At 68.4% G+C, this 26,698-nt stretch carries 22 protein-coding genes; 18 read left to right on the top strand and 4 right to left on the bottom strand.

The window, feature by feature from the left end:
* The first annotated feature begins 65 nt into the window (after nt 1-65).
* Genes rfbF through AC07NG_RS03460 form a run of 8 tightly spaced genes read left to right on the top strand, consistent with a single transcriptional unit; the run spans nt 66 to nt 9,040 of the window.
* Nucleotides 66-836, top strand: coding sequence for a glucose-1-phosphate cytidylyltransferase (rfbF, locus tag AC07NG_RS03495; protein WP_492854212.1), 771 nt, complete (start codon nt 66-68; stop codon nt 834-836).
* Nucleotides 821-1,918: a CDP-glucose 4,6-dehydratase gene (gene rfbG / locus AC07NG_RS03490; RefSeq protein WP_492854211.1), complete on the top strand. Its 1,098-nt coding sequence runs from the start codon at nt 821-823 to the stop codon at nt 1,916-1,918. The genes rfbF and rfbG overlap by 16 nt, the downstream gene beginning before the upstream one ends.
* 11 nt (nt 1,919-1,929) lie before the next feature.
* Entirely contained in the window at nt 1,930-3,261 is a 1,332-nt protein-coding gene (gene rfbH, locus AC07NG_RS03485) for a lipopolysaccharide biosynthesis protein RfbH (RefSeq protein ID WP_492854210.1), read from the top strand.
* Between the two features lie 5 nt (nt 3,262-3,266).
* Complete coding sequence (locus AC07NG_RS03480) at nt 3,267-4,205, top strand: NAD-dependent epimerase/dehydratase family protein (protein ID WP_494592213.1); 939 nt, start codon at nt 3,267-3,269, stop codon at nt 4,203-4,205.
* Nucleotides 4,202-5,230 (top strand): GDP-mannose 4,6-dehydratase, encoded by a 1,029-nt coding sequence (locus AC07NG_RS03475; RefSeq protein WP_492854208.1) that lies wholly within the window; start codon nt 4,202-4,204, stop codon nt 5,228-5,230. Before AC07NG_RS03480 ends, AC07NG_RS03475 begins: the two co-directional genes overlap by 4 nt.
* 12 nt (nt 5,231-5,242) lie before the next feature.
* Nucleotides 5,243-5,974, top strand: a complete 732-nt coding sequence (locus tag AC07NG_RS03470) for a hypothetical protein (RefSeq protein WP_492854207.1) — start codon at nt 5,243-5,245, stop codon at nt 5,972-5,974.
* Nucleotides 5,971-7,074, top strand: coding sequence for a hypothetical protein (locus AC07NG_RS03465; RefSeq protein WP_494592212.1), 1,104 nt, complete (start codon nt 5,971-5,973; stop codon nt 7,072-7,074). Before AC07NG_RS03470 ends, AC07NG_RS03465 begins: the two co-directional genes overlap by 4 nt.
* Before the next feature lies 1 nt (nt 7,075).
* Complete coding sequence (locus AC07NG_RS03460; RefSeq protein WP_494592210.1) at nt 7,076-9,040, top strand: glycosyltransferase family 61 protein; 1,965 nt, start codon at nt 7,076-7,078, stop codon at nt 9,038-9,040.
* An 80-nt stretch (nt 9,041-9,120) separates the two neighbouring features.
* On the opposite strand, the gene AC07NG_RS03455 is transcribed toward AC07NG_RS03460, so the two are convergent.
* On the bottom strand, nt 9,121-9,867 hold the full coding sequence (locus tag AC07NG_RS03455) for an ABC transporter ATP-binding protein (protein WP_492854204.1): 747 nt from the start codon (nt 9,865-9,867) through the stop codon (nt 9,121-9,123).
* Between the two features lie 17 nt (nt 9,868-9,884).
* A complete protein-coding gene (locus AC07NG_RS03450) occupies nt 9,885-10,694 on the bottom strand; it encodes an ABC transporter permease (RefSeq protein ID WP_492854203.1) in 810 nt (269 codons plus the stop codon).
* Nucleotides 10,695-10,969: 275 nt separating this feature from the next.
* On the opposite strand from AC07NG_RS03450, the gene AC07NG_RS03445 reads away from it, so the two are divergent.
* Nucleotides 10,970-13,777 carry a glycosyltransferase gene (locus AC07NG_RS03445; protein ID WP_494592208.1) on the top strand — a complete coding sequence of 936 codons (2,808 nt, stop codon included), beginning with the start codon at nt 10,970-10,972 and terminating at the stop codon, nt 13,775-13,777.
* A 37-nt stretch (nt 13,778-13,814) separates the two neighbouring features.
* Here the strand turns inward: AC07NG_RS03445 and tkt are convergent, their stop codons facing one another.
* On the bottom strand, nt 13,815-15,773 hold the full coding sequence (tkt, locus tag AC07NG_RS03440) for a transketolase (RefSeq protein WP_494592206.1): 1,959 nt from the start codon (nt 15,771-15,773) through the stop codon (nt 13,815-13,817).
* A gap of 203 nt (nt 15,774-15,976) precedes the next feature.
* Between tkt and AC07NG_RS03435 the strand changes: the two genes are divergently transcribed.
* Together AC07NG_RS03435 and AC07NG_RS03430 are read left to right on the top strand one after the other, a co-directional pair.
* Complete coding sequence (locus tag AC07NG_RS03435; RefSeq protein ID WP_494592204.1) at nt 15,977-18,013, top strand: NAD(+) synthase; 2,037 nt, start codon at nt 15,977-15,979, stop codon at nt 18,011-18,013.
* Nucleotides 18,014-18,118: 105 nt separating this feature from the next.
* Nucleotides 18,119-19,438, top strand: a complete 1,320-nt coding sequence (locus AC07NG_RS03430) for a mannose-1-phosphate guanylyltransferase/mannose-6-phosphate isomerase (protein WP_492854199.1) — start codon at nt 18,119-18,121, stop codon at nt 19,436-19,438.
* On the opposite strand, the gene AC07NG_RS03425 is transcribed toward AC07NG_RS03430, so the two are convergent.
* Entirely contained in the window at nt 19,422-20,576 is a 1,155-nt protein-coding gene (locus tag AC07NG_RS03425; protein WP_494592201.1) for an AGE family epimerase/isomerase, read from the bottom strand. The genes AC07NG_RS03430 and AC07NG_RS03425 overlap by 17 nt on opposite strands.
* 99 nt (nt 20,577-20,675) lie before the next feature.
* Here AC07NG_RS03425 and AC07NG_RS03420 point away from each other — a divergent pair, with 99 nt between their 5' ends.
* The 7 genes from AC07NG_RS03420 to AC07NG_RS03390 all read left to right on the top strand — a co-directional run bounded on the left by AC07NG_RS03420 (nt 20,676) and on the right by AC07NG_RS03390 (nt 26,684).
* Nucleotides 20,676-21,224, top strand: a complete 549-nt coding sequence (locus AC07NG_RS03420) for a D-glycero-alpha-D-manno-heptose-1,7-bisphosphate 7-phosphatase (RefSeq protein WP_494592199.1) — start codon at nt 20,676-20,678, stop codon at nt 21,222-21,224.
* Entirely contained in the window at nt 21,221-22,270 is a 1,050-nt protein-coding gene (rfbB, locus tag AC07NG_RS03415; RefSeq protein ID WP_494592197.1) for a dTDP-glucose 4,6-dehydratase, read from the top strand. The genes AC07NG_RS03420 and rfbB overlap by 4 nt, the downstream gene beginning before the upstream one ends.
* Complete coding sequence (gene rfbD, locus AC07NG_RS03410) at nt 22,267-23,151, top strand: dTDP-4-dehydrorhamnose reductase (RefSeq protein WP_494592195.1); 885 nt, start codon at nt 22,267-22,269, stop codon at nt 23,149-23,151. Before rfbB ends, rfbD begins: the two co-directional genes overlap by 4 nt.
* Nucleotides 23,148-24,023, top strand: coding sequence for a glucose-1-phosphate thymidylyltransferase RfbA (gene rfbA, locus AC07NG_RS03405; protein ID WP_492854194.1), 876 nt, complete (start codon nt 23,148-23,150; stop codon nt 24,021-24,023). Before rfbD ends, rfbA begins: the two co-directional genes overlap by 4 nt.
* A gap of 72 nt (nt 24,024-24,095) precedes the next feature.
* The gene (gene fsa, locus AC07NG_RS03400) at nt 24,096-24,749 is read left to right on the top strand and encodes a fructose-6-phosphate aldolase (RefSeq protein WP_110118941.1); all 654 of its coding nucleotides are present in this window, start codon (nt 24,096-24,098) and stop codon (nt 24,747-24,749) included.
* Between the two features lie 183 nt (nt 24,750-24,932).
* A complete protein-coding gene (locus tag AC07NG_RS03395; protein ID WP_492854193.1) occupies nt 24,933-25,166 on the top strand; it encodes a hypothetical protein in 234 nt (77 codons plus the stop codon).
* A 117-nt stretch (nt 25,167-25,283) separates the two neighbouring features.
* On the top strand, nt 25,284-26,684 hold the full coding sequence (locus AC07NG_RS03390; protein ID WP_494592192.1) for a pyridoxal-phosphate dependent enzyme: 1,401 nt from the start codon (nt 25,284-25,286) through the stop codon (nt 26,682-26,684).
* Nucleotides 26,685-26,698: the final 14 nt, after the last annotated feature.

Genomic DNA, 26,698 nt, shown 5'->3' with positions numbered 1-26,698 from the left:
GCGCTATCGACGGTCTGGTAGGACCCGGCCTGATTTGCCAACCGGTCCGATAGGGGCGTGCGCTTATGAAGGCTATCATTCTGGCAGGTGGCTTGGGGTCTCGCCTCGGCGAGGAGACCGACACCAAGCCAAAGCCAATGGTGAGCGTGGGTGAGCGCCCTATTCTTTGGCACATCATGAAGATCTATAGCCAACACGGCATCAACGACTTTATCGTCTGCCTCGGCTACAAGGGTTATGTAATCAAAGAGTTCTTCGCGAACTACTTTCTGCATACCTCGGACGTGACCTTCGACGTCGCCAAGAACAGCATGGAAGTGCACCGCAACGCGGCCGAGCCGTGGCGGGTGACCCTGATCGAAACCGGCGCAGAGTCGATGACCGGCGGCCGCCTGAAGCGCGTCCGCGAACACGTCGCCGACGAAGAGGCCTTCTGCCTCACCTACGGCGACGGCGTGGCCGACATCGACGTCACCGCCCTGGTCGACTTCCACCGCAAGCACGGCAAGCTGGCCACCCTGACGGGCGTGCGCCCGCCCGGCCGCTTCGGCGCCCTGACGCTCGACGGCACGACGGTCGAGTCCTTCGAGGAAAAGCCGGTCGGCGACGGCGCCTGGATCAATGGCGGCTTCTTCGTGCTGTCGCCCAAGGTCATCGACTACGTCGACGGCGACGACACCGTCTGGGAACAGGGCCCGATGCGCGGCCTGGCCGCGGAGCGCCAGCTGGAGACCTTCTTCCACGACGGCTTCTGGCAGTGCATGGACACCCTGCGCGACCGCCGCACCCTCGAAGACCTGTGGGCGTCCGGAAAGGCGCCGTGGAAATCGTGGTAGAAACCTACGAGAACGCGTCGTTCTGGCAGGGTAAACGCGTCTTCCTGACGGGCCACACCGGCTTCAAGGGTTCCTGGCTCAGCCTGATGCTGCAGCGCCGCGGCGCCCTGGTGCATGGCTTCGCCCTGCCGCCGCTGGAAGGCTCCCAGCTGTTCGCGGCGGTCGAGAACGCCGGCGCCCTGCAGTCGTCGACCATCGGCGACATCCGCGACCAGGCCGCCCTCGAGGCCGCGCTCAAGCGCAGCGAGGCTGACGTGGTGCTGCACCTGGCCGCCCAGCCGCTGGTGCGCCTGTCCTACGCCGACCCGGTCGGCACCTACGCCACCAACGTCATGGGCACCGTCCACCTGCTCGACGCGACCCGTCGCCAGGAGACGGTCCAGGCCACCGTCGTGGTCACCAGCGACAAGTGCTACGAGAACCGCGAATGGTTCTGGGGCTATCGCGAAGACGAGGCGATGGGGGGCTACGACCCCTACAGCAACAGCAAGGGCTGCTCGGAGCTGGTCGCCAGCGCCTTCCGCCGCTCGTACTTCGGGCCCAAGTCGCGCAACAACGTCGGCTCGGGCCGGGCTGGCAACGTGATCGGCGGCGGCGACTGGTCGGCCGACCGCCTGCTGCCGGACCTGATCCGCAACTGCCTCGACGGCGCCCCGACACCGATCCGCAACCCGGTGGCCGTGCGTCCCTGGCAGCACGTCCTCGAACCGCTGTCGGGCTATCTGCGCCTGGCCGAGGAACTGGCCGGCGACAAGGGCGAGACCTTCGCCAACGGCTGGAACTTCGGTCCCGACGCCAGCTCCGAGCGGACGGTCAAGGACGTGGTGGAAGCCACCTGCCTGGCCTGGGGCGACGGCGCCCGCTGGGCGGTCGACGCCGGCGAGCATCCGCACGAGGCTGGGTACCTGAAGCTCGACTCGTCCAAGGCCCGCCGCCTGCTGAACTGGGCGCCGACCTGGGACTTCGACCAGACGATCGCCAAGACCGTCGAGTGGTACAAGGCCGAAGCCCGCGGAGACGACCTCGTCGCGGTGTCGCAACGCCAGATTTCGGAATATTTCGCCGCCATCGCGGCGCGCTAGGAACTTACTTGATGGCCGACGCCCCCAAATCCGCCGAAGAGCTCCGCAAGCAGATCCTCGAGCTGACCGCCGAGTACGCGCGCGTCGCGCATGCGCCCAAGCCCTTCGTGGCCGGCGAGTCGGCCGTGGCCGTGGCCGGCAAGGTCTACGACCACACCGACATGGTCTCGCTGGTCGATTCCTCGCTGGACTTCTGGCTGACCACCGGCCGCTTCAACACCGCCTTCGAGGCCAAGCTCAGCAAGTTCCTGGGCATCCGCCGCGGCGTGCAGACGGTGAACTCGGGCTCGTCGGCCAACCTGGTGGCCCTGACGGGCCTGACCTCGCACATGCACGGCGAGCGGGCGCTGAAGCCGGGCGACGAGGTCATCACCTGCGCCACCGGCTTCCCGACCACGGTCAATCCCAGCCTGCAGAACGGCCTGGTGCCGGTGTTCCTCGACATCGACATCCCGACCTACAACATGGACATGAGCAAGCTCGAGGAAGCGATCTCGCCCAAGACCAAGGCCATCATGCTGGCCCACACCCTGGGCAATCCCTTCGACCTCGACGCGGTCATGAAGGTGGCCGAGAAGCACAACCTGTGGGTCGTCGAGGATTGCTGCGACGCCCTGGGCGCCACCTACAACGGCAAGCTCGTCGGCACCTTCGGCGACGTCGGCACCGTCAGCTTCTACCCCGCCCACCACATCACCATGGGTGAAGGCGGCGCGGTGTTCACCTCGGATCCGGCCGTGCGCCGGGCGATGGAAGCCGTCCGCGACTGGGGCCGCGACTGCTGGTGCGAACCGGGCATGGACAACACCTGCAAGCGCCGCTTCGACTGGCAGCTGGGCGACCTGCCCTACGGCTACGACCACAAGTACACCTACTCGCACCTGGGCTATAACCTGAAGATCACCGACATGCAGGCGGCGGTCGGTCTGGCCCAGATGGATCACCTCGAAGACTTCATCAAGGCGCGCCGCGACAACTTCGACTACCTGAAGGCCGGCCTGAAGCAGTTCGAGGAATTCCTCATCCTGCCGGAAGCCACCCCCAACAGCGACCCGTCGTGGTTCGGCTTCCTGCTGACCGTGCGCAAGGGCGCGCCGTTCACCCGCGACGAGCTGGTCAAGCACCTCAACAGCGTCAAGGTGGCCACCCGCCTGCTGTTCGGCGGCAACCTGATCCGCCAGCCCTACATGAAGGACCGCGAGTACCGCGTGGTCGGCGACCTGACCAACGCCAACATCATCGTCGACGACACCTTCTGGATCGGCGTCTATCCGGGCCTGACCACCGGCCACCTCGACTACATGATCGATCAGATCGGCAGCCTCATCCGGCAGAAGGCCTAAGGCCGATGGGCCGCGGCGTTCTCGTCACCGGGACCTCCGGCTTCCTAGGCGCGCACGTCTGCGGCGCCCTGGCCGCCGCCGGGTGGCGAGTTCACGCCGCAGCACGCTCGACCAGCGTGCTGGACCGTCTGCAGGCGCTCTGCCCGAGCGCCTCGCCGATCGACCTCGATTTCGGCAGCGACCGCGACGCCCTCCGGAAGGTGATCGGCGATCTGGACGTTCAGGCGGTCATCCACTGCGCCGCCTACGGCGTGGACTATCGCCAGAACGACACCGCCGAGGCCCTGGCCTTCAACGTCGGCTTCACCGCCCGGCTGGTGGAGGCTTCGGCCGCCGCCGCGCTGGGACAGTTCGTTCATATCGGCACCAGCAACGAATACGGTCTGGCCGACGGCCCGATCGACGAGAAGACGCCGCTCAATCCGGTCGGCGCCTATGGTTCGAGCAAGGCGGCCGGCATGATCGTGGCGCGCGAGCGCGCCAAGGCCCTGGGCCAACGATTCGTCGCCGCGCGGGTCTTCGGCATGTATGGTCCGCTCGAGGGCAGCCATAAGTTCGTGCCGCAGGTGATGGCGGCGGCGCGCGACGGCGTGGCGCTCGACCTGACCGCCGGCGAACAGATCCGCGACTACACCTATGTCGGCGACGTCGCCGAGGCCTGCGTGGCCATGGCCGACGGCGCAGGCGAGGACGGCCTCGTCGTCAACCTCGCCTCGGGCCGGCCCGTGACGCTGCGGGCGCTGGGCGATGCCGCAGCCAACGCCATGGGCGGCCATGGCGTGCTGAACTGGGGCGCCAAGCCCTATCGTCCGGGCGAACCGATGTCCGTCGTGGGCGTGGCGGACCTCGCGCGCAAGACTCTCGGCTGGAGCGCCAAAACGTCCCTGGCGGACGGCATGGCGCTCACCGCACAGTACGAACCCTCTCGGAGTGCACGTCTATGAAGATTCTGGTCAACGGCGGGTGCGGCTTCCTGGGAAGCAACCTCGCGTCCAAGGCCATTCAGGACGGCCATCAGGTCTGGGTGTTCGACAACCTCTCGCGCACGGGTTCGACCGAGAACCTGCAGTGGCTCAAGCAATTTGGCCCCTTCGAGTTCGTGCACGGCGACACCCGCAGCGCCGAGGACCTCGTGAACGTCGTCTCGCGCGTGCGCCCCGACGCCGTCTTCCACCTGGCCGGCCAAGTGGCCATGACGACGTCGATCGATCGTCCCCGCAAGGACTTCGAGATCAACACCGTCGGCACCTTCAACCTGCTTGAAGCCGTCCGCCAGCACGCGCCCGAAGCGATCGTGATCTACTCCTCGACCAACAAGGTCTACGGCGATCTCGAATGGACGCCCTACGAGGAGCGGGCCACCCGCTATCACCCGACCGAGCTGCCGCTGGGCTTCGACGAGACCGCGCCCCTCGAGTTCCACTCGCCCTACGGCGCCTCGAAGGGGGCCGCCGACCAGTACATGCTCGACTACCACCGGATCTTCGGGATCCGCACGGTCGTCTTCCGCCACTCGTCGATGTACGGCGGCCGCCAGTTCGCCACGACCGACCAGGGCTGGGTCGGCTGGTTCTGCCAGAAGGCCGTCGAGCAGGCCGGATCGTCGAACGTCCCGCCGTTCACCATCGCCGGCAACGGCAAGCAGGTCCGCGACGTGCTCCACGCCGAGGACATGAAGACCCTGTACTTCGCGGCGATCGCCAACATCGACAAGGCGCAGGGTCAGGCCTTCAACATCGGCGGCGGCATGGACAACAGCCTTTCGCTGCTCGAACTGTTCGCGCTGCTGGAGGAATATGTCGGCGTGCCGCTGCGCTACGAGCAGACGCCGTCCCGTCCGAGCGACCAGCGCGTGTTCGTCGCCAACATCGCCAAGGCGCAGGCCCTCCTGGGATGGAAGCCGGCCGTCAGCGCGCGTGACGGCATCGGGCGCATGGTGGAGTGGACCCGCACCTTCGCCCTCGGCTGAGGCGGTCCCGCCATGATCGCCATGGACCTGAAGCGGCGCGCGAACACGGCGGTAAGCAGCCTCCGCTCGATCCGGCTGAGCGATCTGCGTCGCCTCTACGGCGATCGCCGACCGCCGCTGGAAGCGCTCGCGGCCGCGCTCAACGAGCCTCGGCCCGACCGGGAGCTCGTCGAGTCCCTGAAGGCGAGTTCGATGGACGGCCAGGCCGCCCAAGCCCTTGCCGCGGCGATCATGGAGAGCGGCGCGCCGACGCGGGCGGGTCTTGAGGTTCTGCTGCACGCGGTCGTCGAGGCCAACCCCGGGCACCCCGCCAGGACGGTTTCGGCGGCGGCCTCCAAGGCCGTGTTCCTGGCCAACGACATCCATCCGATCGGCGATCTCCACCGCGTGAACGTCCGGCTGGCCGCGAACGCGGTGGAACGGGGCGATCATGTCCTGCTGATCGACCGCCGCCTGCCGATCCACGTCTGGATCCTGGCGCGCGTCGAAAGCTGGCGGCCGGAACACGGCGACCTGAAGCTGGCGATCGAGGCCTCCAGACACGGTTCCGAGCAGGCCCGGTTTCTCGTCCGCCCCTCGCTGGCCGTCGTCGTCTCTCCGCTCGAGGCCGACGCCCTGCGCAAGGCCGCCCTCAAGAGCGCGCTCCTCGGCGCGGCCGCCGCGCTCATCAATACGCCCGTCAACAAACTCAAGCGCGCTCACAGTAGACGCGCCGCGCCGCGCGAAGGCCAGAAACCCGCATGACAGCTCGAAACCCGTCCAAGCCGGCCACGATATTCTCCAGAAGCCTGCGTCGCCCCACGACCCTGGCGGATCTGCGTCGCGTCGTCGGCGAGGCGGCGAAGGACTTGCCGCTGCTGACTGCTCACTATTCCGAAACGCTCGACGGCGACATGGCGCGCGCCATCATCGACGGCGTGGGCGACAACGGCCGCGCCTGGTTCGGCGAACGGATCGGACAGCTGAGACCTAAGGCCGCGGCCACGCTGCTCTCCCTGTACGCTCGCAAGCATGACCTGCGCCATCCGTTCCGCTGGGACGCCAAGACGACTTTCGCCGTCACCCTGGCCAATGACATGCGCCAGACCGAAGACGGCCGCCTGCGCCTGGCCACCTCCCCCGGCCACGGCTTCGCCGCCGGCATGACCGTCGCCCTGGTGTCTCTCGACGCGCCCCTGGACATCTGGCGGCTGTGCGTCGTGGAGACAGCCGGACCGCGACTGGTGACCTTCAAGATCCTGGTCGAACACAAGCAGCCGCCGTCCGACCGGCATCTGGAGCCGTCCGCCCTGGCGGTGGCCTGGAAGGGCGATCCCGAACGCCAGATCAAGAACCTGAAGCTGTCGGTGGACGACAAACCCGAAAGCCTGCTGAAGGAGACCGCCTTCGACAAGGGCTTCGACCGCAAGAGCGTCTGGAAGACCCATACCGATCCCGCCAACGCCGCGATCGAGGCCAAGCCCGGTGAGGTGCTGCGGGTCTCGACCAAGATCGAGCGCCCCTTCGTCGCGGCCTTCCATCAGGTCGTCGACCGCTACCGCGCCATCGGCGGCTTCCAGTACGGCGCGCAGTTCCGCAGCCTGCACGCCACGGCCAACGTCGCCGTGCGGCTCGTGGCGCTCACGCCCCAGGGCGAGGTCGTGCTGGACGCCTACAACTTCAATCTGCCGCCGTCCGATGCCTGGCTGCCCATCCGCCGCACGCTGCATCACGACTACGCCGGCAAGGTCCGTTTCGAAATGGGCATCCTCAACCTGCAGGCGGGCGGGGTGGTCGAGATCACCGCGCCCTTCCTCGAAACACGCGCGGCCGCGACGCGCAGAAACCCTGCACAGGGGGAGTGACGTGGATATTTCTGAGATCATTTCGGGCTTCCGCGGCCTGGACGCCCCCGAGGCCGACGCCCTGTTCCAGCAGAAGCTGTCGTCGTTCGAACTGGCCTACAAGCTGGCCAAGCCGGCCGACAAGTCGCTCGACCAGTTCCTGGCCGGCGTGCCGACCGGCCTGCTCAGCGGCTACGTCGTCAACGACAGCCTGGACGGCTACTTCAACGTACTGTTCGCCAGCGCCCTGAACGGCCGCCGCGACGCGGACACGTTCCTGGCCGCCGTCGTGCACGCGACCGTCCTTCAACTGACCTATCAGGGCCGCCATCGTCCGTTCCCCGAAGCCTACGTCCTGGGCGCGGGCGGCGACGTCGAGATCGGCGAAATCGGCCTGCTGAACACCAAGAACGTACCGGCCTACCGCCTGGACGGCGACACCGGCGCCATGGCCGACGATCGCCAGGCGCTGGCGCTGAACACCTCGGAATTCATCACCGCCCCGGCGGTCGAGGTGCCCGGACGCCTGAGCCACAGCGGGCAGCCCGTGGGCTGCGTCGCCTTCCTCGACGTCGGCGCCCGCACCGAAGCCGACGAGGCGATGGCCCGCGACCTCCTGGCCCTGTCGCCGGCGACGACGGCCGAGACCTTCTATCTCTTCGCGGGCCAGGCTGGCGCCGTCGCCCGCCTTCACGAGCGGCTCGGCGAGATCAATCCCGACGCCCGTCGCATGACGCGCTTCTACTGGCACGGCGACGGTCCGGCCGCAGAGTTCCGCGGCGTCGTGGTCGCGACCGGCTACGCCGGCGGGCTCGAGCTCGGCGACTGGCACGACGACCGCCAGGTGCAGCATCGCATCCGCGCGCTCGCCGAGATCACCGGCGAGGCCGGGCGCGACGACGTGAAGGAAATCCTGGTGCGGGCCCACGACCGGGTGGACCTGCGTCCGCCGACGGTGATCAGCTCCAGCGCTGCTCTGCCCGAAGAGCAGGCGTCGAAGATCTCGGACATGATCGATGTCCGCCACGTGATCCTGAGCGCCAAGGGCGGGCGCGTCATCCGCAGCCGCGACAGCTTCCACTCGACCTACGTCATCGCCACCGGCGAGGACGAGATCGTCAAGGAATACCAGGAGCCGGGCGGCTTCGAGGCCTCGCCCTACTTCGACCGGAGCGCGCCGGGCGTCTCGCCGCCGCGTCCGCGCCGGCCGACACGGGAGGTCCAGGGCAAGGCCCTGCTCCTGACCTTCCACCCCATCGTCCACACCTTCCACTCGCACTTCCTGCTGCAGTGCTTCCCGCGCATCCAGCTGATGAAGCACCTGGGCGTCACGGACTACTGCGTGCTCGCGCCCCACGATCTGAAGAAATACCAGATCGAGATGCTCAACATCTGCGGCGTCGACAGCTCGCGCATCGTGCTGATGCATCCGGACTACGACTACGTCGCCGAGGAACTGCTGGTCCCCAAGCTGTTCCCGGCGGTGTTCACGCCGCTGTACGCCGAAGTCTATGCGGAGATGATCGCGAAGGTCTGCCCCGAGCCGATCACGCCGTTCCGCCGCATCATCATCTCGCGCGAGGCCCGTACGACCTGGCGCAACATGCTGAACTTCGACGTCATCGCCCAGGTGCTGATCGACGAGCACGATTTCGAGCTGGTCTCGCCCGACAAGCTTTCGATCGAGGATGAGATCCGCCTCTTCCGCGAGTCCAAGATCGTGCTGGGGGCCGAAGGCGCGGGCCTCTACAACTGCTGCTTCATGAGCCCCGACAGCCATGTCGTCTGCCTGGCCGACCAGGACTACGTCATGTACATCGTGGCCAGCATGGCCCAGATCCGCGGCTTCGACGTCTCGTACGTCTTCGGCGAAAGCTTCATGGCCGACAGCGACCGCAGCCGCCGCGCCGGCCACGCCAACTTCATCGTCGATCCACGACGCGTCAGCGCCGCCGTGCAGGAGATCATCGACGGCATCGGCGGCTGATCCCCGCCGGTCCGGAAACGAAAACGCCGCCGACATCCAGGATGTCGGCGGCGTCCTCGTTTTCAGACCCCGGAGGGTGCTCAGAGCTTGCTGAAATATTCCTTGGGGTCGCCGAAGTAGACCACCCGACCGGCGTGCAGCACGCAGAGCTTGTTGCAGACGCGGGTCAGCAGGTCGTGGCTGTGCGAAGCCAGCACCAGCATCCGCGAGCGCGACACGAAGTTCTCCATGCGCTGCTGGGCCTTCTCCATGAAGGAGGCGTCGCCCGCGCCCAGCCACTCGTCCAGGATCAGGATGTCCGGGTCGAAGCAGGTGCCGGTGGCGAACAGCAGGCGCATCGTCATGCCGGCCGAATAGGTGCGGACCGGCAGGTTGATGAACGGGCCGAGGTCGGCGAATTCGGCGATCTCGTCGATCTTGGCCTTGATCTCGCGACCGTTGAAGCCGCGATAGCGGCCCATGATCTTGATGTTCTCGACGCCGGTCGCGTCGGGATCCATGCCGTGGCCCATCTCGATCATCGACGAGACCCGGCCGTGGGCGACGACCTCGCCGTGGGTCGGCTCGTAGATGCCGGCCAGGACCTTCAGCAGCGTCGTCTTGCCCGAACCGTTGTGGCCATAAAGGCCGAGGCGGTCGCCCTCGAAGAGGTCGAAGCTGACGCCGTCCAGGGCCTGGATGTGGACCACGTTGCCGGCGTCGCGCAGCACGCGGCCGCCGGTGGCGAGGTTCAGCACGGTGTTCCGCAGCGAACTCGCCTGGATCGTGTAGACGGGATAGGTCAGCCGAACGCCGCGGGCGCTGAGAAGAACCTTGGGAGCGACCATGGTCGAAGTGTCTCGCATTATACCCAGAGCGCGATGCGTTTGCGGAACATGGCCAGCGACACGACGGCCGCCACCACGGCGAGTAGGTCGATAAGCAGGGCGACCGTGAAAATGTTCCAGGGCACGTAGATGCCGAGGAGCGGATTGCGCACGGTCTCCAGCAGATAATAGAAGGGGTTGTACTTGTAGATGAAGCTGCGGGCGTCGTGGATCGACTTGGTCGTCCAGATCACCGGCGTCAGATAGAAGACGATGGTCCACACATAGGGGACCAGCAGCCGGACGTCCTTGAAGCGGGCGCCGATCACGCCGAGCACCACGCTGCTCGCGGCCACGAACACCGAGACCAGGAACAGGCCCAGGATCACCTGCGGATTGACCAGCAGGTTGTGGCTGAAGATCAGCTTCACCGCCGCGAAGACCAGCAGGTTGTGCCCAAACACGATCAGGCTGCGGGCCGCCAGGCGGAAGATGTGGAAGCTGAACGGAAGCGGGTAGGCCTTGATGGTGCTCGCCGCCTGCAAGTAGACGTCGCCGCCCTCGGTGAAGGGCACGCCGATGAACGTGAAGACGACCAGACCGGCCACCACGAACGGCAAGAACTCGGTCAGCGGCACATGGAAGATGGTCGAAAAGACCAATGCCAGCGCAGCGGCAGTCGTCAACATGCCTGCCGAGATCCAAAGCGGGCCAAATAGAGATCTACGGTACCTGGAAACTACATCCTGATACGCCAAGAACCCCCAGGTCTTATATAATTTCAGACCTTTTTGGATATCGCTGCCGGCATCACTAAACCCGCGAATAAGGGAATTGCTTTGGCTCATCAGTTCACCGGCCGTAACTTTGCGGTTGTATAGGTGACGCGCAGAGCCCGCGCAATGGCTTTCACCCCCTGCGAGGCGAGGTGACAACACCTGCACCGCCCGCTATGTCGCCTCGCCGCTGTAACTTCGGAAGGCCAGCCATGCCGAACTCCATGAGGGTCCTCTTCTACGAAGACCCGGTTACCGATCAGGCGGCATTTCTGTGGCGTTCTCCGCATATTCACAAAGATTCTTCGTGGTTGCTCGCCCTGCGCGAAGCCGGATGCGACGCGCGCATGCTGGTGCACGATCGCTTTGCGCAGATCGCGCTCGACTGCGCCGTCCCTGAGCAGGCCCTGTTCACCGTCGCCGAGGACGCTCTCCTCGATCGGCTCCGCGACCCGCAGTTGGACATCAACACTCTGTTCCAACGCCGCTTCGACGCCCTCGCCGCCGCGGAGACCACGGCGGGAGACGACCCCGAACTGGCCCTGGCCCTGGAGACCCGCGACGCGCTGGCCGACGCCCTGCGCCCTTGCCTGGCGGACTTCACCCCGGACGTCATCGTCACCTGGGCGCCCGCCCCGCACCTGCGTCTGCTGTTTCCCGGCGCCCTGATCCTGCACAAGGAGACCTCGGTCTTCTCGCGGGCGCCCTTCCCGCTCACCTACTATCTCGATCCGCGAGGCTTCCATCGCTGGTCGGCCATGGCCCAGGCGGCCGAGCCGGCCCGCACCACGGCCCCGGAGACGCTCGCCGCGCTGCATCGGCTGCGCGGAGGCCTGGCCAGCGCCTTCGACGCCCTGGACAACACCGTCGAGACCGCCGCGCGCCTGAAGGCCGACGGCCGCCCCGTGTTGCTGGTCGCCGGGCACACGAACGGGGTCTTTTTCTACGACGCCGCCTGCCGCTTCCGCTCCCAGGCGCACGCCCTGCTCGAGGTGCTGGAGAACGCGCCCGCGGACTTCACGATCACCACCACCGAACATCCCGACTGCCGCAAGTTCACCCTCGCGGAACGGGACTTCTTCGAACGCCGCCACGCCAACTTCGTCTCGGCGCCCGGCCTGTCGACCCTTCCCGGCGCCGGCCAGAACATCATCCGCCATGTCGACCGCGTGGCGACCGTCAGCTCCAGCGTGGGCCTGCAGGCCCTGTTCTGGGGCAAGCCGCTGCATGCGCTGGGCGCCAGCCACCTCAATCGCTTCGCGGCGGCCCAGGGCGTGCGCGATCCCGCCGCCTTCGAGGGCCAGAACGCCTTCGACGACGGCAACGCCGCCTGGCTGGCCTTCCACTACAGCTATCCCGACAAGCTGGCCGCCTCGCCCGGCTGGCTGGCGCAGGTCCTGAGGCGCAAGCTCGATCACTGGCTAGCCCATGGCCTGGCCGGATATTTCGACGCGCCGCTCGCCGCGCCGGACGCCCTGACCGACGCCATGCTGCAGGAAACCGCCGCCGCCCTGGCGACGCACTGGGGACCGGCCGTCGGCACGCCTGGCCGCACCGCGCTCGACATCGACCGTATCGCCTATTTCGGCGACGGCTGGAGCGGCGCGGCCCCCAGCCAGTTCGGGGCCTATCGCTGGACGACCTCGGAGACGGCGCAACTGCGCATTCCGCTCTCGCCCGGCCAGGACCACGAGATCAGCATCGAGGTCGGCACCCACGCCGGCTGCGAGGGCCAGGGCGCGCGACTGCGCCTGGGCGACCGCGTGATAGCCGAGGCCGAGGTGACCACCGCCGGCCCCAGCACGCTGACAGCGACGATCCCCGCCGCGGACGCCGCCCCGATCACGACGCTGCACCTGGACTCGCGCCTGCTCGACGCTCCCGCGCCAGGCGGGCCGCGCCTTGGCCTGATCACGGCGAAGATCAAGGTTGTCGCCCGCCGGCGCCCGCGCGCGCCGCAAAGCGCGCCGCGTCACTCCATCGTCATCCCGACGCTGAACGGCGAAGAGCCGCTGCGGACGACGCTTCCCTACATGCTCGAGGTCTGCGGCGACGATGTCGAGATCATCGTCAGCGACAACCACTCCGACGACGGAACCTGGGCGTTTCTGCAGAGCCTCGACGCGCCGAACCTCAAGCTGGTGCGGCCGCCGGCCCGCCTGGACTACGGGCGCAACGCCGAGTTCGGCTACCAGCACGCCCGGGGCGAATGGCTCAGCCACTTCGGCGACGACGACCAGACCACGATCTCGCGTTTCGAGACGATCGAGGCCGTCGCCGACAACAGTCGCGCCGAGATGATCATCGGCAGCCGGCTGCGCTACTACTGGCCGTCGTTCCCGAGCGAGGCCCTGGCCAATTCGATCGACCCGACCAGTTTCGGCGACACCGTCCTACTGGCGGACGGCCCGACGATCGGACGCCGGATGATCCACTCGGCCAACGTGCGCCACACCCCGGCCATCGTCATCAAGCGCGACCTGGTCGAGCGCGTCCGGCGAGAAATGTCCGGCGTGTTCATGGTCCAGCGCCTGGGCGAATACGTGACCTATCGCGTCGCCGCCGGCCTCGCCCGCGAGGTCGCCTGCGTCAACCGCCCGATCGCCGTCATCGGTCGCCACACCAAGAGCATCGGCACCTCGATGCACCATGACTCCAACGCCGGCGCGAGCTACGGCACCGATCCCGAGCGCGAGATCGGCTCGTCGCACGGTCCGGCCGGCTTCGACTTCCTGGGCCAGCAGCCGTTCTCGCTGGAGGCGACGCTGATCGCCGCGGAGGTCCTGGCGCCGCACATCGGGCCGATCGAGATCGACTACGTCGTCTGGCGCCAGCGGATGCTGGCCGAGCTGAATTCCAAGGTCGCCCGAGGCGTGATCCCGCAGGCCGTGGCCGCGGAGATCGCCGCGCGCGGCGAACAGGCGCTGGCCGGGGCGATCGCCCGCCAGGACGGAACCCGCCAGCCGTTCGGCGCGCCCCAGGCCCTGGGTCCGCGCTGGGGGTGGGAGACTTCGCTACGGGGAGAGGCCGCCGGCTTCGCCTCGATCAACGAGGTCGCGACATGGCTCGAGAACCACCACTTCGCGGCCCAGTCCCTGGCCGCCCTGCGCTACGCCAGGCTCGAGGACGCGCAGGTCGAATGGATCGACGGGTGAGCGCCGGAAACGACGCTCACCCGACCATCTAGAGGCTTCAGGCCGCGGCGGCGGCCACGGCTTCGGCGGTGATGCCGAACTCCTTGTAGAGGCGCTCGAACGGGGCCGAGGCGCCGAAGCCCGTCATGCCGACGAACTTGCCGTCCTCGCCGATGAAGCGTTCCCAGCCCTGGCGGATGCCGGCCTCGACGGCCACGCGCACCGGAGCGTCGCCGATCGTCGCCTTGCGATAGGCCGCCGGCTGCTGGTCGAACAGCTCCCAGCAGGGAACCGAGACCACCCGGGTCGGCTTGCCCTGGCCTTGCAGGATCTCGCGGGCGGCGACGGCCAGGCCGACCTCGGTGCCGGTGGCGAAGATCGTCACGGCCGCTTCGCCGTCGGCGGCCAGCAGCTCGTAGGCGCCCTTGGCGACCTGGTTCTCACCAGCCGACGTGCGCACGTGCGGGGTCTTCTGGCGCGACAGGCACATCACCGACGGGGTGGTGTTCTGCTGCAAGGCCACCTGCCAGGCCTCGGCGGCTTCCACGGCGTCGGCCGGACGGAAGACCAGGAGGTTGGGGATGGCGCGCAAGCTGGCCACCTGCTCGACCGGCTGGTGGGTCGGGCCGTCTTCGCCCAGGCCGATGGAGTCGTGGGTCATCACGTGGATGACCTTGGCCTGCATCAGGGCGCCCAGGCGGATCGCCGCGCGGCTGTAATCGGCGAAGGCCAGGAAGGTGCCCGAATAGGGGATCACGCCGCCGTGCAGCGCCATGCCGTTCATCGCCGCGGCCATGCCGAACTCGCGCACGCCGTAGTGGACGTAGCGGCCGGCGTAGTCGGGCGTGTCATAGGCGCCCATGCCCTTGACCAGGGTGTTGTTCGAGCCGGTCAGGTCGGCCGAGCCGCCGATCATTTCCGGGATGGCCGGGATCAACTGGTCCAGGGCCGAGCCCGAGTGGACGCGGGTGGCGTTGACCGGCTTGTTCTCGACGGCGGCGGCGATGTGGGCCTCGAGCTTCTCGAAGGCGTTCGCCAGCAGCTGGCCCTTCACGGCGCGGGTCAGTTCCGCGCCCTTGTCCGAGGCGGCGACGGCGGCTTCCCAGGCCTTGCGGACGCGGGCGCCGCGGCGGCCGACGCTCTTCCAGGCCTTGGCGATGTCGTCCGGCACGGTGAACGGCGCGGCGTCCCAGCCCATGGCGGCGCGGGCGGCGACGATCTCGCTGTCGAACAGGGTGTAGCCGTGGCTGTGGGGGTCGCCTTCCTTCGGACCGGCGCCCTTCGAGATCAGCGTCTTGCACGCGATCATGGTCGGGCGGTCCTGCTTGGTCGCCCAGCGCAGAGCGGCGGCGATCTTGCCGTGGTCGTGGCCGTCGACGACCTTCACGGCCCAGCCGGCGGCCTTGAAGCGGGCGACCTGGTCGCCGGTCTCGGAGATGGTGGCCACGCCATCGATGGTGGTGTTGTTGTCGTCGAACAGCACGGTCAGCTTCGACAGCTTCAGGCGGCCGGCCAGGCTGATGGCCTCATGGCTGACGCCCTCCATCAGGCAACCGTCGCCGGCGATCACCCAGGTGCGGTGATCGACGAGGTCAGCGCCGAAGCGAGCGGCCAGGTGGGCTTCGGCCATCGCCATGCCGACCGAGGTGGCCAGACCCTGGCCCAGCGGGCCGGTGGTGGTCTCGACGCCCGGGGTGTGGTGCACCTCGGGGTGGCCCGGGGTCAGCGAGCCCCACTGACGGAAGTTCTCGATCTCCTTCATCGTCACGGCCTTGTAGCCGGTCAGGTGAAGCAAGGAGTAGAGCAGCATCGAGCCGTGGCCGGCCGACAGCACGAAGCGATCGCGGTCGGCCCAGTCGGGCTTGCTCGCGTCGAACTTCAGGAACTTGCTGAACAGCACGGTGGCCACGTCGGCCATGCCCATCGGCATGCCCTGGTGACCCGACTTGGCCTTGTGCACGGCCTCCATCGAAAGGACGCGGATGGCGTCGGCCATCTTGATCGGCGAGACGGGCATGGGGCTCTGGCTCTTCGGCTTTATATGTCTGTGGACGGCGGGGGGCGCCTGCGCGGCCCGCACGTGACATGCGAGGCCGCCAGGGTCAAGCAACCCGGGCGCAACGCCCGAAAGCTGCGGCCGCTATGCAACGGCCGGCGGAACGGCTATAGCAGGGTCCAGACTTATGCTCATTTTCAGCATAACCTCGAAAGGTCGGCCTCTTGGGTAGCCCGTCGTTCTTCTCGCCCTATCGCCACGGCTTCGTTCGCGTGGCCGCGGCCGTCCCCAAGGTGAAGCTGGCCGACCCGGCCGTGAACGCGCAAAGCGTGCTCGACCTCGTGCGCCAGGCGCACGACCAGGGCGTGGCCGCCATCGCCTTCCCAGAACTGGGCCTCAGCGGCTATTCCATCGACGACCTGCTGCAGCAGGACGTGCTGCTGGACGCCGTCGAGGCGGCGATCGCCACCCTGGCCGAAGAGAGCAAGAGCCTCGCCCCGCTGTTCGTGGTCGGCGCGCCGCTGCGCGACGCCGGCCGGCTCTACAACACCGCCGTCGCCATCCAGGGCGGGCGGGTGCTGGGCGTCGTTCCCAAGAGCTTCCTGCCCAACTACCGCGAGTTCTACGAGCGCCGCTGGTTCACGCCGGGCGCCGGGGTGACCGGCAGGAGCCTGCGTCTGGCCGGCCAGGACGTTCCGTTCGGCGCCGACGTCCTGCTTCGTTCGGGCGGCGAGAGCCCGTTCACGGTCGGGATCGAGATCTGCGAGGACGTCTGGACGCCCAATCCGCCCAGCACCGCCCAGGCCCTGGCCGGGGCCGAGATCCTGCTGAACCTGTCGGCCAGCAACATCACCATCGGCAAGTCGGAGGCCCGCCGCCTGCTGTGCGCCAGCCAGTCGGCCCGGGCGATCGCGGCCTATGTCTATTCTGCGGCCGGGGCGGGCGAGAGCTCGACCGACGTCGCCTGGGACGGCCACCTCGACATCCACGAGATGGGCGCCCTGCTGGCCGAAACCGAACGCTTCGCCACCGGCTCGACCTGGACCTTCGCCGACGTCGACGTCGAGCGTATCCGCCAGGAGCGCATGCGGGTGGGCAGCTTCGGCGACGCCATGGCCCTGGCCCCGCCCAAGGTTCCGTTCCGGGTGATCCCGTTCGACTTCGCGCCGCCGGCCGGAGACCTGGCCCTGGCGCGGGCGATCGAGCGCTTCCCGTTCACGCCGTCGGATCCCGCCAAGCTGCGCGAGAACTGCTACGAGGCCTACAACATCCAGGTCCAGGGCCTGGCCCGCCGCATCGAGGCGACGGGGTCGAAGAGCCTGGTGATCGGCATCTCGGGCGGCCTCGACTCCACCCACGCCCTGATCGTCGCCGCCAAGGCCATGGACCAGCTGGGCCGGCCGCGCTCGGACATCCGCGCCTACACCCTGCCCGGCTTCGCCACCTCCGACCGCACCAAGAGCAACGCTTGGGCGCTGATGCGGGCCATGGGCGTCACCGCCGAGGAGATCGACATCCGCCCGGCGGCCCGGCAGATGCTGGCCGACATGGACCACCCCTTCGCGAAAGGGGAAGCTGTCTACGACGTGACCTTCGAGAACGTGCAGGCGGGCCTGCGCACCGACTACCTGTTCCGCCTGGCCAACCACCACAAGGGCATGGTGGTGGGCACCGGCGACCTGTCGGAGCTGGCCCTGGGCTGGTGCACCTACGGCGTCGGCGACCAGATGAGCCACTACAACCCCAACAGCGGGGTGCCCAAGACGCTGATCCAGCATCTGATCCGCTTTGTCTCGCACTCCGGCGACGTTGATGCGGCGACCACCGCCCTGCTCGACGACATCCTGGCCACCGAGATCTCGCCGGAGCTGGTGCCGGGCGAGGCGGTGCAGGCCACCGAGAGCTTCGTCGGCCCCTACGCCCTGCAGGACTTCAATCTCTACTACATGACCCGCTACGGCATGGCCCCGTCCAAGATCGCCTTCCTGGCCTGGAGCGCCTGGCATGACGCCGACAAGGGCGCCTGGCCGGTCGGCCTGCCGGAAGCCGCGCGGCGCGCCTACGATCTGGAGGAAATCAAGAAATGGCTGGAGCTCTTCCTGCGCCGGTTCTTCAACAACCAGTTCAAGCGCTCGGCCCTGCCCAACGGCCCGAAGATCTCGTCGGGCGGCGCGCTTTCGCCCAGGGGCGACTGGCGGATGCCGTCAGACGCTTCGGCTGACGCCTGGCTGACCGAATTGCGCGCTAAAACGCCTGTATAGAGTTTCTCGCGCCGCCCCTGGTTAACGACCGGCAAACGCGGTGGACCGACTGAGGATTGTCATATAGTCCGCGCAATGTATCCGCGTGGAAGTTCGGGGGAATCCTTGGTCGACGCCATCTATCCGGTAATTCTCTGCGGCGGATCGGGCACGCGGCTTTGGCCCTCTTCACGCGCGGACCGGCCCAAGCAGTTCCTGAAACTGATCGGTGAACGCTCCAGCTTCCAGGAAACCATCCTGCGGGTGATCAACCTGCCGGGCGCGCGCGAGATCGTCGTCGTCACCGGTCGTCACATGGCCGAACTGGTCGAGCGCCAGGGCCGCGAGGTCGGGGCCGACCTGGTGGTGATCATCGAGCCGGAAGCCCGGGACTCCGCGCCGGCCATCGCGGCGGCGGCGGCCTATGTCCGGGCCCAGTCGCCCGACGGCGTCGTGCTGATGCTGGCCGCCGACCACCACATCGCCGAGGTCGAGGTGTTCCGCGACGCGGCCATGACCGCCATCTCGGCGGCCAAGACCGGCCTGATCGTCACCTTCGGCGTGCAACCGACCGGCCCGGCGACCGGCTTCGGCTACATCAAGCCCGGCGCGGCCCTGCCCAGCGGCGTCAAGGCCATCGACGCCTTCGTCGAGAAGCCCGACCTGGCGACGGCCAAGCGCTATGTCGAAGAAGGCTACTACTGGAACAGCGGCAACTTCGCCTTCTCCGCCAAGACCCTGCTGGAAGAACTCGACGCCTACGAGCCGACCATCAGCAGCGGCGCGATCGGCGCCGTCGAAAAGGGCGCGCGCGAGGGCATCACCCTCTATCTCGACCCCGAAGCCTTCGCCACCACCACCAAGAAGTCGCTCGACTACGCGGTGATGGAGCGCACGACCAAGGCCGCGGTCGCCCCGGCCGCCTTCACCTGGTCGGACCTCGGGGCCTGGGACGCGATCTGGGAGGCCTCGATCCGCGACGCCTCGGGCAACACCGCCACGGGCGACGTGCACCTGATCGACACCAAGGGCGTGTTCGTCCGCTCGAACGGCCCGTTCGTGGGCGCCATCGGCGTTCAGGACCTGCTGATCGTCGCCGAGAGCGACGCGGTGCTGGTCTGCCGGCGCGACGACGCCCAGGCGGTCAAGACCCTGGTCGATGTGCTGAAGGCCAGCGGACGCGACATCGCCCACCGCCACGCCGTCGCCTTCTCGGGCGGCGTCGAGCGCCAGCCGGTCACCCGCTCGCCCAAGGCCGAGGTCGTGCTGTGGCGCTTCGAGGCCGGGGTCACGGCCAGCCTGCCGGCCAGTTCGATCCAGGTGCTGGGCGGCGTGCTTCAGGCCGAGAACGACAGCTTCGCCGTCGGCGCCCGCGCCGACCTGCACTCGCCGACCCTGGTCAAGGCCGGCGAGGCCGCCACCGTGCTCGTCACGACATGGCTGTGACCACGCGGTCCAGCTCCAGGATCGCGCAGACGATGTGATAGAACGAGCTGGCCGGCGCCGGCTCGTCCACGAAGGTCCCGTCGGCCTGCAGCTTGTCGCGCCACAGCCCCGGCACGGCGACGTCGAAATACTTCAGCAGCGCCTCGGCGCCGTCGGCGGCGGTCTCCAGATAGGCGACGTCGCCGGTCGTCTGGGCGGCCAGCACCCCGGCCTTGATCCACTCGGTCTGGGCCCACAGGCGCGCGACGGCGTCGTGCACGCTCATGTCGTCCAGCAGGGCGAAGATCGCCACGCCGCGGGCCGGATCGACGCCCGGACCCTTGCCGATCTCGATCAACCGGAAGGCCGCGGCCTTGGCGTCCTCGCGGCCCGCCAGCGCGCCCCAGCGCAGCAGCAACCAGGCCCACTCGAACTGGTGGCCGGGCTCGACGATGCGGCCGGCCACGCCGTCGGCGGGGTTCCAGTCGCCGTCATAATATTCGCGCAGGCCGCCGCTCTTGGGGTCGATGAACTTCGAGAGCGCCAGTTCGGCGATCTCGTCGGCCAGGGCCCGCCACCCCGCGTCACCGCCCGCCTCGACCCAGGCCAGGCAGGCCTCGAACATGTGCATGTGCGGGTTGGACAGCAGCGGCAGGGTGCGCGGAACGCTTTCCTCGAAGCCGGCGATCGGGTGCTTCAGCGTCGCGCGCAGCGCTTCGCGCAGTTCGACGGCGATGCGCGGCAGATCCTCGCGCTCGGGCAGGGCCTGGCTGGCCATGGCCAGGCCGAACAGGCCGAAGGCCTGATCATAGAGGTCGACCTTGTCGTCCAGCGGCGCGCCGTCCGAAGCCACCAGGGTGCGGAAGAAGCCGTCGGGGCGGCGATAGCGCGCCAGGTAGAACTCCAGGCCGTGCGCCAGGGCCTCGCGCCACGGGCCGTCCCAGCCCAGCACGCCGGCGGCGGCGTAGGAATAGATCTGGCGGGGCTGCACGCGGGCGCGGCGCGGGGCCTCGACCGGCGTCCCGTCCAGAGCGATCTTCTCGAAGAACCCGCCCTTCTCATGGTCCGCCCCGACGCTCCACCACAGAGGAAAGGCGTCGTTCAGCGCCCAGGCCTTGAGCTGATCGCGAAGGCGGACGATGCGGGCCGGAACGGTCATGCGGTTCTCCAATGGGGTCGAGGGTTTTCTAGCGGTCGGCCGCCGCCGCGCAACCCTCGGCTTGTGACAGGCGGGGCCGTCGCGTAATTGCGTGAGGCGATGCTTGATCCGAAACCACTGAAGGCCGTCTTCTTCGATCGCGACGGCGTCCTCAACGTCGACCGGGGCTATGTCCACGATCCGGCCGATCTGGAGTGGATCCCCGGCGCCCGCGAGGCGATCGCGGCCCTGACCGCCGCCGACGTCCGCTGCATCGTCGTCACCAACCAGTCCGGCGTGGCTCGAGGCTATTACGGCGAAGACGCGGTCCACGCTCTGCACGCCCACATGCAGGCCGAACTGGCGCGCCTGGGCGGAGAGATCGCCGCCTTCTACCACTGCCCGTTCCACAAGGACGCCGTCGTCGAGGCCTATCGCCGCGACGACCACCCCGACCGCAAGCCCAATCCCGGCATGATCCTGCGCGGCCTGGCCGAAAACGGCCTCTCGGCCGAGGACTGCGTGCTGGTGGGCGACAACGACAGCGACGTCGAGGCCGCGCGGCGAGCCGGCATGGAAGGCTTCCTGTTCACCGGCGGCGACCTGCTGGCCTTCCTGCGCGAACGGCTGGGCGCCCGCTTCCCGACGGCTTCCGGAGACCCGGCGTGAAACTCCTGATCACCGGCGGCGCCGGCTTCATCGGTTCGACCCTGGTGCGCAAGGCGCTGGAGGCCGGCCACGCGGTCGTCAATCTCGACGCCCTGACCTATGCCGGCGACCTCGCCAACCTGGCCGAGGTGGCGGACGCCCCGGGCTATGCCTTCGAGCGGGCCGACATCGCCGACCCGCAGGCCGTCGCCGCGATCTTCGCCCGCCACGACCCGGACGCGGTGCTGCACCTGGCCGCCGAGTCCCACGTCGACCGCTCGATCGACGGCCCGCTGGCCTTCGTGCGCACCAATATCGTCGGCACGGCCGTGCTGCTGGAGGCCGCCCGCGCGCACCTGGCCCGCCTGCCCGCCGACCGCGCCGCCCGCTTCCGCTTCGTCCACGTCTCCACCGACGAGGTCTACGGCGCTCTGGGCCCCGAGGACCCGCCCTTCGACGAGCGCTCGCCGGTCGATCCCACCTCGCCCTATTCGTCGAGCAAGGCCTCGTCCGACCTGCTGGCTCGGGCCTGGGGCCGCACCTACGGCCTGCCGGTGATCGTCACCTCGTGCTCGAACAACTACGGCCCGCGCCAGCATCCGGAAAAGCTGATCCCGACGGTGATCTTCAACGCCCTGGCCGGCCGGCCCATCCCGGTCTACGGCGACGGGCGACAGGTGCGCGACTGGCTGCATGTCGAGGACCACGCCGGCGCCCTGCTGCGGGTGCTGGAAGCCGGCGCGCCGGGCGAGACCTACCTGATCGGCGGCGACGCCGAGCGCGCCAACATCGACCTGGTGCGCACCATCTGCGCCGTGCTCGACGCCGTCCGTCCCGGCAACACGCCGCGCGAGAGCCTGATCACCCACGTCACCGACCGCCCCGCCCACGACCGCCGCTACGCCATCGACGCGGGCAAGCTACAGCGCGAGCTGGGCTGGTCTCCGGCCATGACCGTCGAAGAAGGCCTGGAGCGCACCGTGCGCTGGTATCTCGACAACGACGCCTGGTGGGAGACCATCCAGGCCAAGGGCTTCGCCGGCCAGCGGCTGGGCGTTAACCCGTGATCCGCATCCTGCAGTTCGGCGCCACCGGCCAGGTCTCGCGGGCGATGATCGACCAGGCGGCGGGCCGCGCCGCCCTGACGCCCCTGTCGCGCCAGGACGTCGACCTTTCCGACCTCGCCGCGATCGAGGCGGCCATCGCCGGGGCCGACTGCGACCTCGTGCTCAACTGCGCCGGCTTCACCCTGGTCGACAAGGCCGAGGCCGAACCGGAAGCCGCCCGCGCCGCCAACGCCCTGGCGCCGGCCGCCATGGCCCGGGCCTGCGCGGCGCGCGACCTGCCGCTGGTGCATCTGTCGACCGACTGCGTGTTCGACGGAACCCTCGACCGCCCCTATCGCGAGGACGACGCGCCCAACCCGCTGTCGGTCTACGGCGTCACCAAGCGCGACGGCGAGACCGCCGTCCTGGCCTGGAACAAGGGCGTGGTGGTGCGGATCTCGTGGGTGTTCTCGCGCTTTGGCCGCAACTTCGTGCGCACCATGCTGCAGCTGGGCCGCACGCGCGACGAGCTGCGGGTGGTCGCCGACCAGTACGGCTGCCCGACCGACGCGCTCGCCCTGGCTGAGTTCCTGCTCGCCGCCGCGCCTCGCTGGACCTCGTCGCCGGCCGGCGACGACGCCTTCGGCCTGTTCCATTTCACCAACGCCGGCGCGACCTCGCGCCACGGCCTGGCCGCCGCCGCCCTGGCCCGTGACCCGCAAACCCGGGCGCGGCTGTCGCCGATCGCCAAGCGGGATTTTCCCGAACCCGCCGCTCGCCCTTTGAACGGCGCGCTCGACAGCGGCAAGGTGGCGGCGGTGTTCGGCTGGCGGGCCGAGCCCTGGGAGCCGGCCGTGCAACGCGCGGCCGACCAGATCATCGCGGAGGGACTGAACGCATGAGACGCGGCATCATCCTCGCCGGAGGCTCGGGCAGCCGCCTGGCGCCCCTGACCCTGGCCGTCAGCAAGCAGCTGCTGCCGGTCTACGACAAGCCGATGATCTACTACTCGCTGACCACCCTGATGCTGTCGGGGGTGCGCGAGGTGCTGATCGTCACTAACCCGCACGACGAGGAGTCCTTCCGCCGCCTGCTGGGCGACGGCTCGCGGCTGGGCCTTCGCATCGAGTACAAGCCCCAGCCCGCGCCCGAAGGCATCGCCCAGGCCCTGATCCTGGGCGAAGAGTTCCTCGACGGCGCCGACAGCGCCGTGGTGCTGGGCGACAACATCTTCTTCGGCGCCGGCTTCGCCGACCTGTTGCAGACGGCGGCCCAACGGCCCTCCGGCGCGACCGTCTTCGGCTACACGGTCGTCGATCCCCAGCGCTACGGCGTCGTCGAGATCAGCCCCGAAGGCAAGGCGCTGAGCATCGAGGAAAAGCCGGCCAAGCCGCGCTCGCGCCACGCCGTCACCGGCCTCTATTTCTATGACGGCCTGGCTCCAGCCATCGCCCGGTCGCTGAAGCCCTCGGCCCGCGGCGAGCTGGAGATCACCGACGTCAACCGCGCCTATCTCGACGCCGGAACCCTGACGGTCGAGCGCCTGGGCCGCGGCTACGCCTGGTTCGACACCGGCACCCACGACTCCCTGATGGAAGCCTCCGAGTACGTGCGCGCCATCGAGCTGCGCCAGGGCTTCCGGATCGGCTGCGTCGAGGAGGTGGCCTTCCAGATGGGCTTCATCGACGCCGACCAGTTGCGGGCCCTGGCCGGCCCGTCGCCCAAGACCGGCTACCACCGCTATCTGCGCCAGCTGGCCGACGGCGAGATCTGAAATCCTGGCGCCTCGGTTCCCGAGGGGCTAAACCGACCGCAAATCCCTTCAAGAAAAGGCCCGCGCAGAGCCATGCAGATCTTCCTCGACAGCACCGACACCAAGGTCATCGCCGACGCCGCCGCCACGGGCCTCGTCGATGGCGTCACCACCAACCCGACCCTGATCGCCAAGGCCGGCCGCCCGATGCTCGAGGTGATCGCCGAGATCTGCGACCTCGTCCCCGGCCCGATCAGCGCCGAAGTCGCCGCCACCACCGCCGACGCCATGATCGCCGAAGGCACGAAGCTGGCCGGCATCGCGCCGAACGTGGTCATCAAGTTGCCGCTGACCCGCGACGGCCTGATCGCCTGCAATCACTTCGCCAACGAAGGCGTCAACACCAACGTCACCCTGTGCTTCTCGCCGACCCAGGCCCTGCTGGCCGCCAAGGCCGGCGCGACCTACGTCTCGCCGTTCATCGGCCGCCTGGACGACTACGGCTTCGACGGCATGGACCTGATCCGCGACATCCGCACGATCTACGACAACTACGGCTACGAGACCGAGATCCTGGCCGCCTCGGTGCGCAACGTCGCCCACGTCAAGGAAGCCGCGATCGTCGGCGCCGACGTCGTCACCATTCCGCCGGCGGTGTTCGCCGACCTCTTCAAGCACCCGCTGACCGACAAGGGCCTGGAACAGTTCCTGAAAGACTGGGCCGGCACCGGCCAATCCATCCTGTAGTTCGGGCCATCCTGTAGTTCGGGCCATCCTGTAGTCCGGCGATTTTGTAAGGGCCAAAAACCCTTATTTCACAAGGCGCGGCCCCGGATTCGTCCGGGGCCGTTCTTTTTTGCAACTGCGAAGGTGGTTCGCAAACGCGAACTCGTGCGTTAGGGTCGGGAAACCTCGTCGAGGAGCGCGCCCATGAAAGCCGCCGATATCGCCGTCGACATCTGCCTGGCCTCCGCCGAGGAAGCCGTGCGGTTCTCCCGCTTCGTGCAGAACTTCCTGGCCAGCAACGGCTTTCCGTTCGTGATGATCCACAACGCGCCCGAGCTCGAGGGCGAGCGCCGCAAGGTGGTGTTCGAGGACGCCGGCGTCGGCCGCAAGTTCGCCCTCGAATGGCGCATGGACCGGCTGGCCGCCAGTGGGGCTTGAAGCTGGAGCCTGAAGCTGGGGCCTGAGCCCCGCGGCCAAGCTTGAAGAACGACGTTTCCCGTTTCTGATTTTGCGCGTTAGACAGGATATCCTTTCTTCCTGTCGCGGAGTCGCGCCATGAACGACCCCAAATTCGCCCCCCCGCCGGTCGCCGGTTCCGCGCTCGACCTGATCGGCCGCACCCCGATGCTGGAGGTGCGCAACCTCGACACCGGCCCCTGCCGTCTGTTCCTGAAGCTGGAAAGCCAGAACCCCGGCGGCTCGATCAAGGACCGCGTCGCCCGCTCGATGATCGAGGCGGCCGAGGCCGACGGCTCGCTGAAGCCCGGCGGGACGATCATCGAGGCCACGGCCGGAAACACCGGCCTGGGCCTTGCCCAGGTGGCGGCGCTGAAGGGCTACAAGCTGATCCTGATCGTTCCCGACAAGATGGCGCGCGAGAAGATCCTGCATCTTCGGGCCATGGGCGTGGACGTGCGCCTGACCCGCAGCGACGTCGGCAAGGGCCACCCCGAATACTACCAGGACATGGCCCAGGCCCTGGCCCAGTCGATCGCCGGGGCGATCTACGCCAACCAGTTCGAGAACCCGGCCAATCCGCGCGCCCACTACCTCGGCACCGGTCCGGAGATCCTCGCCCAGATGGAAGGCGACGTCGACGCCGTGGTCGTCGGGGTCGGCTCGGGCGGCACCCTGACGGGCGTGGGCCGCTACATGGCCGAGCAGTCGCCGAAGACGAAGATGGTGCTGGCCGATCCGGTCGGCTCGATCCTCTGCGACTACGTGGCCACCGGAACCTACGGCGAGGCCGGCTCGTGGATCGTCGAGGGCATCGGCGAGGACTTCATCCCCGACAACGCCCAGATGGACCTGGTCTCCAAGGCCTATTCCATCAGCGACCGCGAAAGCGTCGACACCGCCCGCCTGCTGCTGCGCAAGGAAGGCGTGCTGGCCGGCTCGTCGTCGGGCACCCTGCTGGCGGCGGCCCTGCGCTATTGCCGCGAGCAGACCGAGCCGAAGCGGGTGGTCACCCTGGTCTGCGACACCGGCGCCAAATACCTGACCAAGATGTTCAACGACATGTGGCTGGCCGCTCACGGCTTCGACCAGCGCGAACTGCACGGCGACCTGCGCGACCTGATCGCCAAGCGCTACGCCGACGGCGGCGTGATCGCCATCGGGCCGGACGACACCCTGCTGACCGCCTACAACCGCATGCGTTCGAGCGACATCAGCCAGTTGCCGGTGGTCGATCACGGCAAGCTGGTGGGCATTCTCGACGAGAGCGATATCCTGGCGGCCGTCGAAGGCGGCGACGACCATCGCGGCGCCCGCTTCAAGACCCCGGTGGCCGACGCCATGACCCGCCGGATCAACACCCTGCAGGCCCATCAAGGCGTCGAGGCCCTGCCGGACGTCTTCGAGCGCGACGAGGTGGCGCTGGTGGTCGATGGCGAGGAGTTCCTTGGCGTCATCACCCGGGTGGACCTGCTGAACCACCTGCGGCTGGAGGCCTGAGGCCTCCACCGCCG

Source organism: Caulobacter sp. GW821-FHT10C03 (assembly GCF_059415485.1).
This window is presented reverse-complemented; position numbering and strand designations above follow the sequence as displayed.